This is a genomic window from Streptomyces sp. NPDC054047 (assembly GCF_055585065.1).
Window position 1 is genome coordinate 293,558 of the sequence record NZ_JBVJKV010000005.1, and the last position, 18,342, is coordinate 311,899.

General features: G+C 69.0%; 13 protein-coding genes and 1 tRNA gene. 4 read left to right on the forward strand and 10 right to left on the reverse strand.

What is annotated here, in order from left to right:
• Positions 1-54: 54 nt before the first annotated feature.
• Both ACZ6ZP_RS21100 and ACZ6ZP_RS21105 read right to left on the reverse strand, forming a co-directional pair.
• Positions 55-621 carry a hypothetical protein gene (locus ACZ6ZP_RS21100; RefSeq protein ID WP_351166965.1) on the reverse strand — a complete coding sequence of 189 codons (567 nt, stop codon included), beginning with the start codon at positions 619-621 and terminating at the stop codon, positions 55-57.
• A gap of 102 nt (positions 622-723) precedes the next feature.
• On the reverse strand, positions 724-1,173 hold the full coding sequence (locus ACZ6ZP_RS21105; protein WP_351166963.1) for a DoxX family protein: 450 nt from the start codon (positions 1,171-1,173) through the stop codon (positions 724-726).
• A gap of 177 nt (positions 1,174-1,350) precedes the next feature.
• Between ACZ6ZP_RS21105 and ACZ6ZP_RS21110 the strand changes: the two genes are divergently transcribed.
• Complete coding sequence (locus ACZ6ZP_RS21110; RefSeq protein ID WP_351166961.1) at positions 1,351-2,571, forward strand: amidohydrolase family protein; 1,221 nt, start codon at positions 1,351-1,353, stop codon at positions 2,569-2,571.
• 199 nt (positions 2,572-2,770) lie between these two features.
• Here the strand turns inward: ACZ6ZP_RS21110 and ACZ6ZP_RS21115 are convergent, their stop codons facing one another.
• The 4 genes from ACZ6ZP_RS21115 to ACZ6ZP_RS21130 form a co-directional block, all read right to left on the reverse strand.
• Entirely contained in the window at positions 2,771-3,703 is a 933-nt protein-coding gene (locus tag ACZ6ZP_RS21115) for an FkbM family methyltransferase (RefSeq protein ID WP_468614466.1), read from the reverse strand.
• Between the two features lie 169 nt (positions 3,704-3,872).
• On the reverse strand, positions 3,873-4,655 hold the full coding sequence (locus ACZ6ZP_RS21120) for a glycosyltransferase family 2 protein (RefSeq protein ID WP_366461555.1): 783 nt from the start codon (positions 4,653-4,655) through the stop codon (positions 3,873-3,875).
• A gap of 3 nt (positions 4,656-4,658) precedes the next feature.
• The gene (locus ACZ6ZP_RS21125) at positions 4,659-5,447 is read right to left on the reverse strand and encodes a GntR family transcriptional regulator (RefSeq protein WP_361467807.1); all 789 of its coding nucleotides are present in this window, start codon (positions 5,445-5,447) and stop codon (positions 4,659-4,661) included.
• A 430-nt stretch (positions 5,448-5,877) separates the two neighbouring features.
• Entirely contained in the window at positions 5,878-9,918 is a 4,041-nt protein-coding gene (locus tag ACZ6ZP_RS21130; protein WP_469407835.1) for an NACHT and WD repeat domain-containing protein, read from the reverse strand.
• Between the two features lie 705 nt (positions 9,919-10,623).
• On the opposite strand from ACZ6ZP_RS21130, the gene ACZ6ZP_RS21135 reads away from it, so the two are divergent.
• Positions 10,624-11,865 carry a serine hydrolase domain-containing protein gene (locus ACZ6ZP_RS21135; RefSeq protein ID WP_469407837.1) on the forward strand — a complete coding sequence of 414 codons (1,242 nt, stop codon included), beginning with the start codon at positions 10,624-10,626 and terminating at the stop codon, positions 11,863-11,865.
• Positions 11,866-12,172: 307 nt separating this feature from the next.
• Here the strand turns inward: ACZ6ZP_RS21135 and ACZ6ZP_RS21140 are convergent, their stop codons facing one another.
• The 3 genes from ACZ6ZP_RS21140 to ACZ6ZP_RS21150 all read right to left on the reverse strand — a co-directional run bounded on the left by ACZ6ZP_RS21140 (position 12,173) and on the right by ACZ6ZP_RS21150 (position 14,284).
• On the reverse strand, positions 12,173-12,733 hold the full coding sequence (locus tag ACZ6ZP_RS21140) for an HNH endonuclease (protein ID WP_366461552.1): 561 nt from the start codon (positions 12,731-12,733) through the stop codon (positions 12,173-12,175).
• Positions 12,734-13,139: 406 nt separating this feature from the next.
• Positions 13,140-13,213 (reverse strand) — tRNA-Pro (locus ACZ6ZP_RS21145).
• A gap of 144 nt (positions 13,214-13,357) precedes the next feature.
• Positions 13,358-14,284 carry a metallophosphoesterase gene (locus ACZ6ZP_RS21150; protein WP_469407838.1) on the reverse strand — a complete coding sequence of 309 codons (927 nt, stop codon included), beginning with the start codon at positions 14,282-14,284 and terminating at the stop codon, positions 13,358-13,360.
• Positions 14,285-14,359: 75 nt separating this feature from the next.
• Here ACZ6ZP_RS21150 and ACZ6ZP_RS21155 point away from each other — a divergent pair, with 75 nt between their 5' ends.
• Positions 14,360-14,824 carry a GatB/YqeY domain-containing protein gene (locus tag ACZ6ZP_RS21155; protein ID WP_351166937.1) on the forward strand — a complete coding sequence of 155 codons (465 nt, stop codon included), beginning with the start codon at positions 14,360-14,362 and terminating at the stop codon, positions 14,822-14,824.
• 440 nt (positions 14,825-15,264) lie between these two features.
• Here ACZ6ZP_RS21155 and ACZ6ZP_RS21160 read toward each other — a convergent pair whose 3' ends face one another.
• Complete coding sequence (locus ACZ6ZP_RS21160; protein ID WP_383815911.1) at positions 15,265-17,544, reverse strand: transglycosylase domain-containing protein; 2,280 nt, start codon at positions 17,542-17,544, stop codon at positions 15,265-15,267.
• A gap of 447 nt (positions 17,545-17,991) precedes the next feature.
• Between ACZ6ZP_RS21160 and ACZ6ZP_RS21165 the strand changes: the two genes are divergently transcribed.
• Positions 17,992-18,336: a WhiB family transcriptional regulator gene (locus ACZ6ZP_RS21165; RefSeq protein ID WP_167828965.1), complete on the forward strand. Its 345-nt coding sequence runs from the start codon at positions 17,992-17,994 to the stop codon at positions 18,334-18,336.
• Positions 18,337-18,342: the final 6 nt, after the last annotated feature.

Sequence of the window (18,342 nt, forward strand, 5' to 3'; positions counted from 1 at the left end):
TGGCATGTCGCGGCGCAACAGACCAGACAAGCGCACGAGGCCCGGCGCCCGCGGCTACGTCGTGGACCGTGCGTTCCGCTGCGACGGAGGCAGCAACAGGTCGCGCTCCGGGTGCTGTTCGCCCGTGACGCTGCCGCTCACGCCGAGGTCCTGGCGTGCGGCGTCGTGGAAGGCGGTGATGGCGCGGAAGACCGCTCGGTTGCGCTCCCGCCACTCGTCGAGCGTCCCCGAGACCTTGCCCGTCGCCTGCCAATCGATCTTGAGCGCAACGGCGTTGAGGCTGTGCGCGGCCTCGACGACCTCGTCGCCCGCGAGCAGCAGGATGCGTTCGAAGGCGCGTCCTCGGAGGTGGCTGGCCTCCAGCACCTCGGCGCGTACGTCCCTTTCGCTCTGCTGGCTCTCGCGGAGGCCCTCCCTGATCTCGTAGAGGTGGACGGCGAGGAAGACGGAGGCACGGACGGTGTCGATGTACCCCTCGTACGCGTCCAGCTTCCTCTCGTCCCAGCGGACCAGGAGCTCGTGCTTCTGACGGCCGCGATTCATCAGGTAGTTGGTCAGGTGCGTCGTCAGCGCGCCCAGCAACACCGCCGCCACCGTTACGAGCTGCTCGCCCGTTCCCACCTGTTCCCCCAGCTCAGCCGCACTCCCCAGAATGACTGGACGATCTTACGAGTGCGGTCGGCGACGGGGGAGTCGATTGCGGAAACAGGGGCGCGCCCGCGCCTACGTGAACAGCCCGAAGGCGTTGTCGAGCGACCACACCTGCCAGCCCATCCCGAAGAACGCGACCACGGAGATCAGCGCCATCATCAGGTTCTGCCCCTGCTCGCCCCAGTCGTGGATCATCAGCACCAGGTAGATCAGGTTCAGCGCGAGGCCGCAGACGAGGGCGATCGGCGTGAGGAATCCGACGATGAGGCCGAGGCCGAGGGCCAGCTCCGCGTAGGCGACGACGTACGCCATCGTGCGCGGCCGGGGCTTGACCACGACGTCGAAGCCCGAGCGCACGAAGGCCCAGCGGTGCTTGTCCGCGATGCCGGCGGCCCAGCCGATCCCGCCGCCGTCGAACCACGTCTTCTTGTCCTTGTGGCGCCAGCTCTCCAGCCACCACAGGCCCAGTCCGATCCGGAGTACGGCCAGCCATTCGGCTCCGCTGAGCCACATCGTCTCCATCGAGCGCCCTCCTTCGACCTGCCCTGACGGGTCGTCAGTTCAGCGGATGCGGAGCGATCGCGCAAGGGGTCGAGTTTGAGGCGGGCTGTTGCCGTTGCCGAAGCGAGCCCATAACCTCAATCTGATGGACCGTCAGATGCGTGTTAGGGAAACCGGCAGGTAGTAGGGGGCATAGCAGTGGACAACACCGAGGTCGGGGCCAAGGAGCTCCCCCGCGTCATCAGCGTGGACGACCACGTGATCGAACCCGCGCACCTCTTCGAGAAGTGGCTCCCGAGCAAGTACCGCGACCGGGGCCCGAAGCCCTTCACCGCAGGTATCGGCGAGCTCGAGTACATCGGCGGCAAGTACAAGTTCACGACGGACCCCGAAGGGCAGATCACCGACTGGTGGGAGTACGAGGGAGAGATCTTCCCGTACAAGCGCATCATCGCCGCCGTCGGCTTCTCCCGGGACGAGATGACGCTCGACGGCATCACGCGCGAGCAGATGCGCCGCGGCTGCTGGGACCCGACGGCACGCCTGGCGGACATGGACATCAACCATGTCGAGGCCTCGCTCTGCTTCCCGACGTTCCCGCGCTTCTGCGGGCAGACGTTCTCCGAGGCCAAGGACAAGGAGGTCGGGCTCGCCTGCGTGCGGGCGTACAACGACTGGATGGTGGAGGAGTGGTGCGGTGACAGTCGCGGGAGACTGATCCCGCTGTGCCTCATCCCGCTCTGGGACGTGGATCTCGCCGTCGCCGAGATCAAGCGCAACGCCGCGCGCGGCGTGCGGGCGGTGACCTTCTCCGAGATCCCCACCCACCTCGGTCTTCCGTCGATCCACTCCGGCTACTGGGACCCGTTCTTCGCGGCGTGCGAGGAGACCGGCACGGTGGTGAACATGCACATCGGTTCGTCGTCGCAGATGCCCGCGGCGTCACCCGACGCGCCTCCGGCCGTCCAGGCCGCCCTGAGCTTCAACAACGCGATGGCCTCGATGATGGACTTCCTCTTCTCCGGGGTCCTGGTGAAGTTCCCGCGCCTCAAACTCGCCTACAGCGAGGGGCAGATGGGCTGGATTCCGTACGCCCTGGAGCGCGCCGACGATGTCTGGGAGGAGCACCGGGCCTGGGGCGGGGTCAAGGACCTGATCCCGGAGCCTCCGTCGTCGTATTACTACCGGCAGATCTACTGCTGCTTCTTCCGGGACAAGCACGGTGTCGCCTCGATCGAGACCGTGGGCGTCGACAACGCCACCTTCGAGACCGACTATCCGCACGTCGACTCGACCTGGCCGCACACGAAGGCGGTGGCCGAGGACCACGTGGGTCATCTCCCCGAGGACGTGGCGTACAAGCTGCTGCGCGGGAATGCCATTCGCATGCTGGACCTGCCGTTCGACCGGGACCTGTAGGCGGGGCCCGTAGGGGTGGGGCCCGGGGCGCCACCGGCCGCCTCCGTTGCCTGGCGGGGGCGTCAGGCAGCGGGGCTGGGGCCGATGGAGGGCTGAACCCGGACGCGGACGCGGACGCGAGACCGGACGCGAGCCCGGACGCGGGCCCGGACCCGGACCGGGGCCCGGACACCGACCCGGACGCGGACCCGGACCCGGTTCAGCGCAGGGTCTCGGCGTCGACCCGTGAGAAGACCAGCTCGCACTCGCCGACGACGGGTCCGCGCCAGCGCACCGGGGGCTCCGGACGGCGCAGGGAACGGGGGTAGTTCTCGGGCCGGTAGTCGGTGGGCAGACGGTAGGTGCGAAAGCCGTGCCGGGCCATGGTCTCCATCAACTCGTCGATGGAGTCGCCGAGTTGCGCCATGCGCTCCGGGGTGACCTCCACGGCGATCTCCACGTCCGGACGGAGCCGCCCCAGGGCGGGGGCCAGCCCTCTGATGACACCGCCCTCCGCGCCCTCGACGTCGATCTTGATCACGCGGGCCCGGGTGAGTTCCTCCTCGTCCAGGAGCTCGGGCAAGGGCTTGGCCGCCATATCGAAGCTCGACTCGGCGGGACCGTCGTACGGGACGATCGAGTTCGCGCCCATGTTGTTCGAGCTGGCCAGCACGAAGGTCAGCGTCCGGTGGCTGTCGGAGACCGCCGCGTTGACCGTGCGGACGTTGTCGCAGCCGTTCATCCTGACGTGCTGGAGCACGCGGTCGTGGAACGCGGGCGACGCCTCGATGGCCACCACCTGCCCCGCACGGCCGACCAGACGCGAGCCGAGCACCGCGAAGTAGCCGATGTTGGCGCCCACGTCGACGAACGTGTCCCCGGCGCCCAGCCTGCTCTGCAGCCACCGCGTCATGTGCGGCTCCCACGCCCCGTAGAGGCTGATGAACCGCTGGATGAGGTCGCGGGAGTCACAGGCGAAGCGGGCGTCGAACTCCGCATCGACCACGCGCCGCCGCGGATGGTCGCGCAGGTACGGATTGAGGAACCGGGCCACGAGCGGCCCCTTGAGCAACGAGCCGGGCGCATTGCGCACGTATCCGCGGCCGAGGGTGGCCATCAGCTCCGACGCGCCGCGGAGGGAAGGGGGAGGCATAGCCGTGACCGTACGGAGTCCGCCACGGCCACGGCAAGATCGGATGGCGGCGGCGGGCCGTGCGGAACCGGCCACCGCCTCCCTGCCCACCAGGAGTGCACTACGACGTGCGCTACGAGGGCTCTACGACGTGCGCTACGAGGGCTCTACGACGTGCACGACGAGGGCTCTACGAGGACGATGGCCGACCGGAGTCCGTGTCGACGGGATGGCGCCACTGGAAGTGGTCCAGCGCTCGTGCCCTCGCCTCGACCACGGCCATGCGGGCGTCGCGTTCCGCCGTGTCGACGTGCGAGGCCTGGCCGGTCATCTGGCCTTCCCACTTGCGGTAGAGCAGGCCGACCTCGGACGAGAACCAGCCCCTGGAGGTCGAGTTCAGGGCGAGCAGGAGGCCCGTGTCCTCGGAGGCCGGCAGCGCCATCCATCCGCCCAGGGCCACGAGCAGGTCGCGGCGGACGAAGAGCGTCGCCGGGTGGACCTGCGCGCGATAGTCGTGGGAGGCCCAGTAGTCGAGCACTTCCCGGCGCTCGACCGGCCCCGGCTCGGGGTCGCCGGGGAATCCGGCGGTGGACCCGTCCGGGAGCAGATCGAGCACGCGTGACGTCGCCCAGCCGATGCTGCGGTCGGCTTCGAGCGCCGCGAGGTCGCGGGCCAGCGCACCGGGCGCGAGCTGGTCGTCGGCGTCCAGGACCTTGACGTACTCGCCGTCCGCGTGGGCCAGGGCGATGGTCCGGGCGACCCCGGGGCCGCCCGAGCGGCCCTGCTTGAACGTGATCCGGTCGTCGTCGGGGACGTGGGGCGCGACCTGGTCGGTCGCCCCGTCCTCCTGGATCAGCCAGTGCCACTCCCAGCCGGCGGGCAACTCCTGCGCGCAAAGGGACTTGTACGCGTCGGCCAGGAAGTGGGCGGACGGCGCGTGGACGGCCGTGATGACGATGATGCGCCGGCTCACGGCTCACCACCTTTCCAAGTGAGTCGTGAAGAGCATTTCCGTGCGGTCGCCGGGCAGCGTGACGACGGACATCTCCACGATGCGGTCGTCCGTGTCGTACGAGGTCTTGCGCAGGACGAGGACGGACGTGCCGGGCGGCAGGCCCAGCTCCTCCGCCTCCTCCACGGTCGGGGGCCGGGCCGTCACCCGCTCCTCGACGCGGTCGATCTCGATGCCCACCGTGTGCAGCTGGTTCCATGTCCCGCCGGGCCAGGGCTCCTTCGTCTCGTCGAGGAGGTCGGGGTTCGCCTTGACGAGGTCGCGGATCAGATGCGACGTGACGAGGCTGAACGGATTGCGCTCGGCGCTGTACCGCGTCCGGTAGGTCCGCTCGACGAGCGCGGTTCCTGGCTCGACGCCCAGCGCCGCGGCGATCTCCTGGGACGCCTCGACCTCGCGGTATGTCGCGTGGAAGACGAGGTCGCCCACCCCGAGGCCGGTGTCGTGCTCGGTCGCACCGGTCTCCAGGCGCTGCCGCTCGGGTGCGCGGGCCCGGTCCTTCTCCCACTGGTGCCGGGTGTTGGCGCGCTGCACCAACGCGCGTGGGCGGCGGACGAAGGTCCCGCGGCCGTGCTGCTTCTCGATCAGCCCTTCGGCCTGGAGCACCCGCAGGGCCTGCTGGACGGTCGGCCCGCTGCGTCCGGAGCTCCTGATGAGGTCCGCCTCGGACGGCAGCCGGTCACCGGGCTTCAGCCGGCCGCCGCGGATCTGCGCGCGGAGCTCGTCCGCGATCTTCTCGTAGGCCTTCGCCATCCGGCTCACCGTCCCGTCGTGCGACCCGAGTCAGCATACGACTCCTAAAGAGGTCTTGACGACTGTGAATGCGTTGCGGTTTCAACGAGAAATCAAGCCGGGTTTGCTTGTTAGCGATCCGTGCGTGACCTGCGATATGCAAGGCCCGCCGCCGCGAAGCATGGCCTCACCACCGAGTTGGTCCGCGGATAGTCGGCCGACCGTGCCGCAATTTGGACCTCGGGGGTCCGCCGGGCCGAAAAGCATCGGGCGCCGGACGCGGTGAGATCACGAAAGCGCCCGATCGCTGGCGACGGGGGATGCACCAGCGATCGGGCTGTCCCCAACCGTAACAAGGCTGCTCGCGTAGGGGGAGGCAACTACTGGGTGGAAATGCGGAGTTGTGATACGGATCACGTAGCGTCATCCCTAGGGCAGAGGCTGTGGGCCGTTACTCCTCGCAGGGCGGCGCGTACGAGAGGCGGGGCAGATATTCGTGCCATTTCTCCTGCGTAAGAACGTCCCGAGTGGTCGAGCAAATGCGGCGAATCGCCTCGTCGGTGTCCAAGTTCCAGAGCCGGACGGTATCGGTGCCGCTGGAAACTCCGAGCATCTGGCCGTGCGGGCTGAACGACAAGAAACTGCCCGTCTTGGCGTTGGGGCTCATGGATTGACCGATGGGAGAGGCGATGGCGGGCTCGGTCACGTCCCAGAGCCGGACCGTGTTGTCGTTGCCGCCACTGGCGAGGGTCCGGCCGTCCCGGCTGAACGTCAGTGACACCACGGCATCGGTGTGGCCGGTGAGGGAGGAACCCACCTGGGTCGCGTCGCGGGGATCGGCGACGTTCCACAGGCGGACCGTGCCGTCGTCGCTCCCACTGGCCAACGTACGGCCGTCCGGACTGTAGGCGAGTTCGTTGATGGGACCCAGATGCCCCGTGAGGGGCTTGCCGAGCCGGGTGGCACGGCGCCGATCGGACACGTTCCAGAGGCGGATCGTGCCGTCCGCGGCGGCGCTGGCGAGCGTCTTGCCGTCCGTGCTGAACACGAGGGCATTGACGTACCCCTTGTGGCCGGTGAGCGGCCCGCCGAGCCTACGGAGACGGGACGGGTCGCTCACGTCCCACAGCTGAGCCGTGCGGTCGGTGTCGGCCGTTGCCAGCGTGCGCCCGTCCGGGCTGAAGGCCAGCGCGGCCGCGAATCGCGTCCGCAGCGCGACGGGCGGCCCGTGGGGGACAGGGTGAGAGGGGTCGGCGACGTTCCACAGCTGCACCGCGTGGTCTCCCGTCAGGACCGCGAGGGTGCGGCCGTCGGGGGAGAACACCGGCGAACGCACCTCCCCGTCCCAGGGCTTGAACGGCTTGCCCAGCGGCACGGGCCGGTTGGGGCGCTGCACGTTCCACAGCCGAAGCTGCTCGTCGCGCGCGGCCGTGGCGAGCACCTTCCCGTCCGGGCGGAACGCTCCGATCCTGCCGATCATGTCCGACGTCGGTATCGACCACAGGCGGACCTTGTTGTCGCCGCTCCCCGTGGCGAGCGTCCGCCCGTCGGGGCTGAAGCCGAGGGCGTACATCTCCCCGCTGCTGCCCGCCAGAGGCTCGCCGACCTGCGACGGGTGCGCCGGATCACGGACGTTCCACAGGCTCGCCGTGCTGTCCGCGCTGGCCGCCGCGAGCATGGTCCCGGCGGGGTTGAAGGACACGGACCACACGGCGCCGGTGTGGCCGGTGAGGGGCACGCCGAGCGCCTTCGTGTGCCGTGGGTCGGTCACGTTCCAGAGCCGGATGGTGTTGTCCCTGCTGCCGCTGGCGAGGGTCCGTCCGTCGGGGCTGAAGGCCACGGAGTGCACCGTGCCCGTATGGCCGGTCAGCACCTTGTCGATCGGCTTCGGGCGACGCGGGTCGGCGACGCTCCACAGCCGGACCGTGCCGTTGTCGCCACCGGCTGCCAGCGTGCGGCCACCGGGGCTGAAGGCCACGGAGCGCACGGCGGCGGTGTGCCCGGTCAGAGCGGCGAGCGCTTGTGGCCGACGGGGGTCGTCCACGTCCCACAGCCGAACGGTGTGGTCGTCATGGGCAGCCGCCAGCGTGCGCCCGTCCGGGCTGAAGGCGACGAGGTAGATCGCGCCGCCATGCCCCTTCACGGGCGAACCCAGCGAACGCGGCCGGTCCGGATTTTGTACGTCCCACAGCCGGACCGTCCCGTCGTCCGAAGCGGTGGCGAGGGTCTTGCCGTCCGGGCCGAAGACCGCGCTGCTCACCCAACTCGTGTGGCCGGTGAGGGGTTGGCCCATCGGCTTGGGGCGGGAGGGGTCCGACACGTCCCACAGCCGTACGGTCCGGTCGTAGCTGGCGGTGGCCAGGAGCCGTCCGTCCGGGCTGAACGAGGTGAGGTAGACGGCGCCCTTGTGGCCGAGAAGGGGGGTGGCCAGCGGGGCGTTCACGATCGAGAGCAACCGGTTCTTCGTGCCCTCGTCGTCCGGCCGCAGGTTGTGCGCCACCAGGTCGAGTTGAGCGGACAGCGACGGGTCCGTGTGCTGGGCGCGATCGGCCTCGGCGACCACCTGCTCGAACACCGCGTCGTCCCGCTGCTGCCACGCGACCACCGCCGAGACGACGGCCACCATCGACAGAACGACCAGCGCCGCCACCGCGCCGCGGGTGATCAGGACCGTGCGCCTGCGGAGCTTCGCCGAAGCGGCGAGGAACTCCACGGCGCCTCTGGTCAGGAAGGTGCCACCGGCGGTCTTCCGCCAGGCACGGGCCTGTTCGAGACGGGAGCCCCGGTAGAGCAGTGACGTGTCGCGGTCGGAGTCCTCCCACGTCCTGCCGTCCTCCTCCAGGCGCTGGCGCAGCAGGTTGTCGTTCCTGTCCTCGTCGATCCAGTCGCGCAGTCGGGGCCAGGCGTGGAGCAGCGCTTCATGCGTGATCTCCACGGTCTCGGCGTCGAGCGTCACCAGCCGGGCGCGTACGAGTGCTTCGAGCGACTCCTCGGTCTTGCCGGGGTCCGTCGACTCCTCGGCCAGCTGGCGCCGCGTCCCGCGCCTTCGGGTGGCCTGGGTGTCCTCGCCGAGCCGCACCAGCCTGAGCAGGAGCAGCCTCGCGGCCATGCGGGCCGCCGGGTCGAGGTCCGACCAGGCCCGCTCGGCGCTCGCCGCCACCGCTCCCTGGATGCCGCCCGCCGCGCGGTAGCCGGACAGCGTCAGCCTGCCCGTCTTCCGCCGCTGCCACGTGGCGAGCAGGGCGTGGGAGAGGAGCGGCAGCACTCCCGCGTCGTGCGTCCCGCGGGGCCCGTCCGTGCTCACCTCCCGGACGATCAGTTCCGCGAGCCCCGGTTCGAGTTCGAGCCCGACCGCCTTGGCCGGCCCGGTCACCGCGTCGCGCAACTCCGTATGGGTCAGCGGCCCCAGGACCATGTGCCGGTGCTGCAGTGCGTCGGCCAGCTCGGGATACCCGAGGCACTGCTCGTAGAAGTCGGCGCGTACGCCGAGGACCACGACGGCTGGCGCCGGGTCACCGGCGTCGTCGGGGTCGCCCGGGTCGTCTGGGTCACCGGCGGAGCACGCGGCCTGGAGGAGCTGGATGAAGGTGCGCCTGCTCGCCTCGTCGGAGGAGAGGGTGAACGTCTCCTCGAACTGGTCCACGATGACGACGGGACGGGCGGCGGACGACGTCTCGCGCTGCCCCCACGCCGTGACGGCCCCGCGCACGGCGTTCGCGAACCGCGCGGTACCAGGCCGCGCCGCCCCCGGCCCCTCGGCGGCGGAGACGACGGGCGCGAGCTCGGGTATCTGGCGGGTCAGCTCGGCGAGAGGATCGCTTCCCGGTACGAGCTGGAGGACCGGGCCCGCCCGGCTCTCCCCGTCGCTCAGTGCGCCGTCCCGCAGGGTGGGCACCAGCCCGGCGTTGAGAAGGGAGGACTTCCCCGCCCCTGACGCGCCCACGAGCATGACCAGGCCGCCCGTCTTCTCCGCGGCGCGGAGCTGAGCGACCAGAGCCTCCGTACTGCGCTCCCGCCCGAAGAACCACCGGGCGTCCTGCTGCCGGTACGAAGCGAGCCCGCGATAGGGACACACGCCGGAGACGGCGGCAGGGGCCTCGACCTGAAGTCGTTCCTCGTCGTCCACGGATGCCGGGGCGGCGCGACCGCTGACGGGGTCGGCCACCGCGCGCTCCCACAGGAGCTGCCACTGGGCCATGTCGTACAGACCCGTGGACACCGGCGCGGGCCGCTCGCGCCGCGCTTCGGGTATCAGGACGTGCAGCACCGCTGCGAGGGCGACGAACTGGGCGGGCACGTTCTTGGCCCGCCGCCAGTCGCTGATCCGCTGGGCGGACACCCGCACGGTCCGCCCTCGGTCGTCGACCCGCTGATGCCGGACGACCGCCTCGGACACGCGCTGGAGGGGAGGGTTACCGGCTTCCTTGTACAGCAGCGCGAGACGCTCCGCGAATGCCGTGCGTGCCCCTGAGTCGGAACTCAAGGCCTCCACCCCTCACTTCCCCCCGCCTGGACGTCCGGACCGGAAAACTCACCTTATACGGCTGACCTGCGGCTACGAGGTCCGGACAACAGCGGAACCTCCCCGTCCGGGGCCTCGACTGGCAGGATCACAAAGCGATAGCGGCCAACTGCGCAGCGTCAGGGCGTCAGGGCGGCAGGGCGTCAGGGCGGCAGGGCGGCAGGACGGCAGGGCGGGCCACCAGGTCCTGATGCCAAGCAGAGCTGTCACGCCGAGCTGACAGATCGAGCTGACACACCGAGGTGCCACACCAAGGTGACAGACCGAGCTGGCAGACCGAGCTGACAGACGACGCCGCATGGCCGCGGCTGGTTACCGCCGATCACCTCCGAACCTCCGGACCGTTGTCACATGGACTGCGGATCCGTCTCTCCTCGATCCGCGCCGTTACGCCGACATGGCGCGAATCGATGCAGCCCGTCGTTCGGTACCGGTCCCCACAGGGGAGGGACCGGTACCGAAACGACGCGGCGGGGCGGGGCGCGGCGGGGCGCGGCGCGCGAGAAGGGGTGCACGGCCGGTCGTCCGGTGCGATCCGTTGTCCGGATGATGTGCCCGGTGTGGCTCCGAACGAGTGGACTCCTTGCCCCGGGGACGGGCGGTCGGGCCTGCGTGGCGGGCAGAGGTGGTGATGTACGTGACGTCCGCCCCCTGTTCAGGAAGAGGCGTCCCCGAATGAGACGTTCCACCTCCCGCCGTACCCTCTGTGCAGCGCTGCTCGTAGCGTCTTTGTGGGCGCCGACGGCGACCCAGCCCGCAGCGGCTGATCCCGTAGCCACCGATCGGGCCGCCACCGATCAGGCCGCGACCGATCAGCGACAGATCACCGCCCACCCCGACAAGGGCGACTGCCCGAACAGCCTGGGGCGGGGGCTCACGGCCCGCCTCGACAAGGCGATGAACGACGTCGGAAAGAAGGCGGACATCCCCGGGGCCGTCGTCGGCCTGTGGATGCCGGGCAAGGGCTGCTACGTACGGTCCATGGGCGTAGCCGACACCAGGACCGGCCGCCCGATGGCCGCCGACTCCTTCGTCCGGATCGGCAGCGAGACCAAGACGTTCACCGTCACCGCGCTGCTCGAGCTCGTGGACGAAGGCCGGGTGAAGCTGGACGATCCGATCTCCACCTACGTCAAGGGCGTGCCCAAGGGCCACCGCATCACGCTGCGCCAGCTCGCGGGGATGCGCAGCGGCCTCTTCCCCTACACCGAGGACGCCGGCTTCGTCCGCGACCTGCTGAGCGACCCGCAGCGCACCTTCACCCCGCGCCAGTCCCTCGCGTACGGCTTCAAGCACCGCAACACCTTCGCCCCGGGCAAGAAGTTCCAGTACTCCAACACCAACCTGGTCCTGCTGGGCATGGTGATCGAAAAGGTCACAGGACACCGGCTCGCCGACGTCGTCCACCACCGCGTACTGCACCCGGCGAACCTGCGCCACACCCTGCTCCCGCAGGGCAACGAGTTCCCTCATCCGCACCCGCGCGGCTACACCGACCAGACGCTGACCGGTGAGATCGCGGACGCGACGAACTGGAACCCCAGCTGGGCCTGGGCGGCGGGAGCGATGATCTCGAACCTGCACGATCTGCGCCTCTGGGCCAAGTCCGTGGCCACCGGCCAACTGCTGAGCCCCGAAACCCAGAAGCAGCGCCTCAAGACACTGCCCACCGGCTTCCCCGGCACCACCTACGGCCTAGGCATCCTCAAGACGAACGGCTGGATCGGCCACAACGGCTCCATCCCGGGCTACGAGACCGTGACGGTCTACCTGCCCTCACAGAAGGCCACCCTGGTCATCATGATGAACACCGACATCACAACCGGGGGCCAGGAACCATCCACGCTGCTGGCCCGCGCCATCACAACGGCAGCCACCCCCAAAAACATCTACGACGGCACAGCCACAGCGCCGTAGCCGCCAAGCGGGGTCCGGAGCACCGGTCACGCGAAGGTGAGGCACCTACAAAATCCCGTAGGTGCCTCACCTGCTGTTTCAGTCACCGGGGTGGAGGTGCCTGAAACCACGACCTCTTCGTCCCGAAGCACCTTGGGACGGTTGTCGTCCTTGGGCTGCGGTGCCTGTCACCTGCGCGGATGGTCCGCTGACGTCCACGGTTGCTCGCGGTTGTGCGCCCTGGTTGTCACGCAGTTAGACACTCAGGTCGGAGAGTGACCTCACTCCTCTTAGGGCGGTACGAGCCGATCAGTTCTCTCGGCGTTGTTCATGTTGCGTCCGCATCTCTCCGGAGCTCCAGTGCCGCAGCCCGAAGCACGGCTTCGCGGGTGCCTTGGCTGAACCCGACGCCAAAGTGTGTTCCTGCTTGCTGTAGGAGTTTCTGAAGAAGTTCCATCACACGGTCGTTCGCTCCCGGGACGGTAGCTATTGACGCAACGGCTTCCTTGAACTCCGGGGATTTCTCGGCGGCAGCTAGCCAGGACACGAACGTCTCGACTTCCTTGCTGGGGCGGTCATCCCTGGCCGCGATCCAACGAGCCATTTGCTCTGGGTCGGACCAATCGGGCGATTCTTCATGGCATGGCCGACAGAGGAGCAAGAGGTTAGAGGCGTCATCTGAGCCGCCGAGACTCCTCGGCACGATGTGGGCCCGTTCAAGCGTGGCACGTCGCCAACTGGCCTGCGGAGTCGCCTTCTTCCAGTATTCGGAGAACCAGCCACAGGCGAAACAGCATGGCTCGTCAAGTTGTAAGTATGGAGCAAACTGGTCGATTTTTTGGCTTTCTGCCCAAAAGTTGGCAATGATCCACTTGCTTGGCACGGACATTGGACCCCCCTCTGTCTGGTGAAGGCACCTTGCCACTTGTCACTGACATTCGGCGCTGGTCTTTCAGCATGGGCCGTAGTGATCGTGCTGATCGCCAGAGGCCGGTGAAGCCCGTTCAGACTGGGTATGACCGTGCGGCGTCGCGGCAGCCCTGGTTCGTGATCTTGGAAGCTGTCGCCGCGCGAGTCGCCGCGGCTATGTCGCGGCCCGAGAGGGTGGAGCCGTTCATCGGTGACCGAGGAGGTATATCGGAAGCAGATCCGGCCTGTGATCCAGACCGGCGCCGTAGTCATGGACGGCTTCTTCAAGCGGGCCCCGGAGCGGTAGTCACGCAGATAGACACGCACACGAAAACAGGTCCGCAACCTACTCACGTGAGTAGGTTGCGGACCTGGTGTTTCAGCTGTCGGGGTGGCGGGATTTGAACCCACGACCTCTTCGTCCCGAACGAAGCGCGCTGCCAAGCTGCGCTACACCCCGATGTCGTTGCTCCACTGGCCCGCTGCGCAGGTCGTGGCGACATCGATTACTTTAGCGGACCGGCGCCCGGAGACGAAATCCGGTTTTCGACGCCCCTGAGGGGGCCCTGCCGGAGGTGCCTGCCGGGCCCCGCGCCCAGTCCCCTCAGCCCCGCGCCGTCAGCGTCAGCAGCGTCGCCTCGGGGGGGCACGCGAAGCGCATCGGGGTGTAGCGGTTCGCGCCGCAGCCAGCCGAGACGTGGAGGTAGGAAGTGTTGCCCTCCGCCTTGTGCGACGACAGGCCCTTCACGCGCTTCCTGTCCAGGTCACAGTTGGTGACCAGCGCCCCGTAGAAGGGGATGCAGAGCTGGCCGCCGTGGGTGTGGCCGGCCAGGATCAGGGGGTAGCCGTCGGCCGTGAAGGAGTCCAGGGAGCGCAGGTACGGGGCGTGCACGATGCCCATCGAGAAGTCGGCGCCGGCCTCGGGGCCGCCCGCCACCTCCGCGTACCGGTCCCGCTTGATGTGCGGGTCGTCGATCCCCGTGAGGCCGATCTCGTAGCCCTCGATCTTCAGCGCGCCCCGCGTGTTCGTCAGGTTCACCCAGCCCGCGGCGTCGAAGCCGTCGCGCAGGTCCTCCCACGGGTTGTGGATCACGCCGACCGCGGGCGGGTTGCCGTTCAGGCCGTGCTTGCCCTGCGACCTCTCGACGAGGTAGCGGGCGGGGTTGCGCGGCTTGGGGCCGTAGTAGTCGTTCGAGCCGAAGACGTACGCCCCGGGGAACCGCATCAGCGGGCCGAGCGCGTCCAGCGTCTCGGGCACGCCCTCCGGGTCGGAGAGGTTGTCGCCGGTGTTGACCACGAAGTCCGGGCGGAGCCCCGCGAGCGAGCGCAGCCAGCGCTGCTTCTTGCGTTGCCCGGACACCATGTGGATGTCCGAAACCTGGAGGACCCGCAGCGGCCGCATCCCGGGCGGAAGGACCGGAACCGTGATCCGTCGGAGTTTGAAGGAGCGGGGTTCGATGCCCACGGAGTAGGCCAGACCGGCGGCGGCCGTCGCCGTAATTCCCAGGGGTACTGCGTATCGCGCGCGCATCCACCCATCGTGTCAGACCCGAAGGCCCCTTAAATCAGCGGGCGTCGGGCGGCAGGCACCTGCGACAATCACCGCATGACCACGCTCAAGTCGAAGCTTCAGGAAGACCTCACCGCCGCGATCAGGGGGCGTGACGAGCTGCGCTCCTCGACGCTCCGGCTGACCCTCACCGCCATCACGAAGGAGGAGGTCTCGGGCAAGACGGCCCGCGAGCTCTCCGACGACGAGGTGCAGAAGGTGATCGCCCGCGAGGCGAAGAAGCGCCGCGAGGCCGCGGAGGCCTTCGCCAACGGCGGCCGCGCCGAGCAGGCCGAGAAGGAGAAGGCGGAGGGGGAGATCCTCGCCGAGTACCTGCCGAAGCAGCTCTCCGAGGACGAGCTCCAGGCGATCGTCGCCCAGGCCGTCGAGGAGGCCAGGGCCGCCGGCGCCGAGGGGCCGCGCGCCATGGGCCAGGTCATGAAGATCGTGAACCCGAAGGTCGCGGGCCTGGCGGAGGGTGGCCGCGTCGCCGCCGTCGTCAAGAAGCTGCTCGCGGGCTGAGGCGGGCCGCCCCCCCGGGTAGGGCGCCTCCCCGGGCAGGGCGCCTCCCGTAGGGCGTACGCAGCTGAGGGTGGCCGCGTCGCCGCCGTCGCCATGAAGCTGCTCGCGGGCTGAGGCGCGCCGCTGCCCCCGGGTAGGGCGCACTCCCGTAGGCGCACTCCCGTAGGGCGTACGCAGCTGAGGGTGGCCGCGTCGTCGCCGCCGTCGCCATGAAGCTGCTCGCGGGCTGAGGCGAGCCCCCCCCGGGTAGGGCACCCCCCGGGTAGGGCCCCCGGGTAGGGCCCCCCGGGTAGGGCGCCTCCCGTAGGGCCACTCCCGTAGGGCACCTCCCGTAGGGCCACCCCCGTAGGGCGTACCTCCAGCACTGCCCACGCACACGAGGGCGCCCCCTGATCCAGGGGGCGCCCTCAGCCATGAACTACAGGAACCGGCGGAGCCGACTACTGGCCCCAACCGCCGATCCCGCCCCCATTGCCGTTCCCGCCGTTCCCGCCGTTCCCGCCACCGCCGATGACATCCGGCGGCAGGGTGATGTCCGGCCAGGGATCGCCGCCCCCGCCGCCACCGCCGTTGTTGCTGCCGCCACCGCCACCACCGTCGTGACCGCCGCCGCCCGGCTTGTTGTCGTCGTGCGGCTTGTCCTTGTCCTTGTCCTTGCCGTCCGGGATGTGAACGGTGTTGAAGCCCGGCGCGGTCTTGCCCGCCAGCGCCCCGCTCATCGCGTCCCGCCAGATCGGACCCGGGACCTCACCACCGAAGACCTTGTCGTACGGGACTCCGCCGATGGTGATGTCGACCATCTGCCGCTTGTGCTGCGGGTCGCCGACCCAGACCGCGCCCGACATGTTCGGGGTGTAGCCCACGAACCAGGCGGCGTAGCGGAAGTCGGTCGTACCCGTCTTGCCCGCGCTCGGGCGGGAGCCGAGGCCGGCCTGCTGGCCCGTTCCGTCCTCGACCACGCCCTTCAGGAGGGTGTTGATCGTGTCGGCCGTCTTCGCCGACATCGCGCGCGAGCACGTCGACTTCGGCACCGGCAGCGACGTGCCGCCCGGACCGGCGATCGACTCGATCGCGACGGGCGAGCAGTACTTGCCGCGCGCGGCGAACGTCGCGTACGCGCCCGCCATCGTCAGCGGCGACATCTCCTGGGTCCCGAGCGCGATCGACGGCGCCTGGTCCATCTTCCTGCCGTCGGCCCGCTCGACGCCCATCCGCTCGGCCATCTTCGTCACCGGGCAGATGCCGATGTCGCCGATCAGCTCCACGTAGTAGGTGTTGACCGACTTCGCGGTCGCTTCCTTCATGCCGTAGGGGCCGACCTCGGACTCGTTCTCGTTCGTGAGCTTCGCGTTGCCCGAGTTCAGCCACTTCTTGCCGTCGCACGCCGCGACGCTCTTCGGGTACGGCATCTCGTACGGAGAGCCGTAGCTCTTCGTGGGCGGCATTCCGCCCTCGAGCGCGGCCGCGGCCACGATCGGCTTGAAGGTCGACCCCGGCTGGTACCCCGCGCCACCGCCCATGGAGTTGTCCACGGACAGGTTCATCGAGGTCTCGTTGTCCTTGAGGTTGATGCCGTAGGGCCGCGACTGGCCCATGCCCAGGATCTTGCCGCTGCCCGGCTCGACGATGGTGGCCGCCGTGGCCACGTCGTCGGACTGGTTGACGTGATCCTTTATCGAGGCCTGCACGGACTGCTGTGCCTGGGGGTCGAGCGTGGTCTTGATCCGCAGACCGCCCTGGTTCCAGACCTTGGCCCGCTCCTCCTTGGTCTTGCCGAAGACCGGGTCGGAGAGGAAGACCTCGCGTACGTAGTCACAGAAGAACCCGGCGCCGCTGACCGCCGTGATGCAGCCGTTCTTGGGCCTGCTCACCTTCAGGCCGAGCGGCGTCTCCTTCGCCGCGGCGGCCTCCGCCTGCGTGATGTCGTGCGTCTCCGCCATCCGCTGGAGCACGGTGTTGCGCCGCTTGGTGGCTTCCTCCGTGTCGTTCACGGGGTCGTACCGGCTGGGGGACTGCACGATGCCGGCGAGCAGCGCGGCCTCCTGGACCTGGAGGCTCTTGGCGGGCTTGGAGAAGTAGCGCTGGGCCGCGGCCTCGACTCCGTACGCCTGCTGTCCGAAGTAGGTGATGTTCAGGTAGTTGCTGAGGATGCGCTTCTTGCCCAGCTTGTCCTCGACCTGGATCGCGTACTTCAGCTCGCGGATCTTGCGCCCGAGGGTCTGCTGGGTGGCTTCGGCGACCTTGGTCGGGTCGTCGCCCGCCTCCTCGACGAAGACGTTCTTCACGTACTGCTGGGTGAGCGTGGACGCGCCCTGGGAGACGCCGCCGCTCTGCGCGTTCTGATTCAGCGCGCGCAGGATGCCCTTGGCGTCGACCGCGCCGTGTTCGTAGAAGCGCGAGTCCTCGATCGCGACGATCGCCTTCTGCATGTAAGGAGAGATCTCCTTGAGCGGCACCACGGTGCGGTCACGTGAGTAGACCGTGGCGATGGAGCCGCCCTTGTTGTCCAGGATCGTGGTGCGCTGACTCAGCGGCGGCTGCTTCAAGTTGGAGGGGATCTCGTCGAATCCCTCGACCGATCCCTTCGCCGCGAGGCCGAGCGCGCCGGCCGCGGGCAGGGCGATACCTGCCAGCACGGCTCCCGCGAGCACGCTGACACCTAGGAACTTCGCGGCCTGCTGAGTTGGTGACAGACCACCGCCCGAGCGCTTCTTTCCCATGGGGGCAGCCTACGTTCTGATTCGCCGGACAGGCCTCAATGCCTTGGCCTAAGCTGCTCTCAACTGTCACAGCAGTGCGGTTCGGCAACAACCCCTCCGTCGGTCCCGAATCCCGAATGGGGTCCCCCCTAGCCCTTCCGGGGCTCGGATCGAGCGTGGAACGAGCTCGGAATATGCCCGGGGAAGTGCCCGAATTCGCCTCATGCGGCATTCGATGCCCGTTGTGACTCAGCTGAAGTGCCCGCATTTGCCGGGTTAATCACGCATGTCGCCAGCTCACTCCGTCGGGTGATCTGCCGCTTACGCATAGTCCGTTCGGGCCATTCAAGATTGGGCCCGAAGGGGGTGTTGCGCTGTGCCCACCTTCCGTAACGTCCTCAACTGGCGGCGGTGAATATGCCGCTGCCGCCGTGGGGGAGCCTCGATTCGGGAGAGGACGGCGCCGGTATGGGCTGGGTAACCGACTGGAGTGCGCAGGCGGCCTGCCGCACTACCGATCCAGATGAACTGTTCGTTCAAGGAGCAGCGCAGAACAGGGCCAAGGCGGTGTGCACCGGCTGCCCGGTGCGCACGGAGTGCCTGGCCGACGCGCTGGACAACCGCGTCGAATTCGGCGTGTGGGGTGGCATGACTGAGCGGGAGCGCCGCGCACTGTTGCGCAGGCGTCCCACGGTCACCTCGTGGCGCCGTCTGCTGGAGACGGCGCGCTCCGAGTACGAGCGTGGCGCGGGCCTGCTGCCCGTGGACTTGGAGGACGACGAGACGTACGAGAGCTACGCGGCAGTGGGTTAGCGCCCG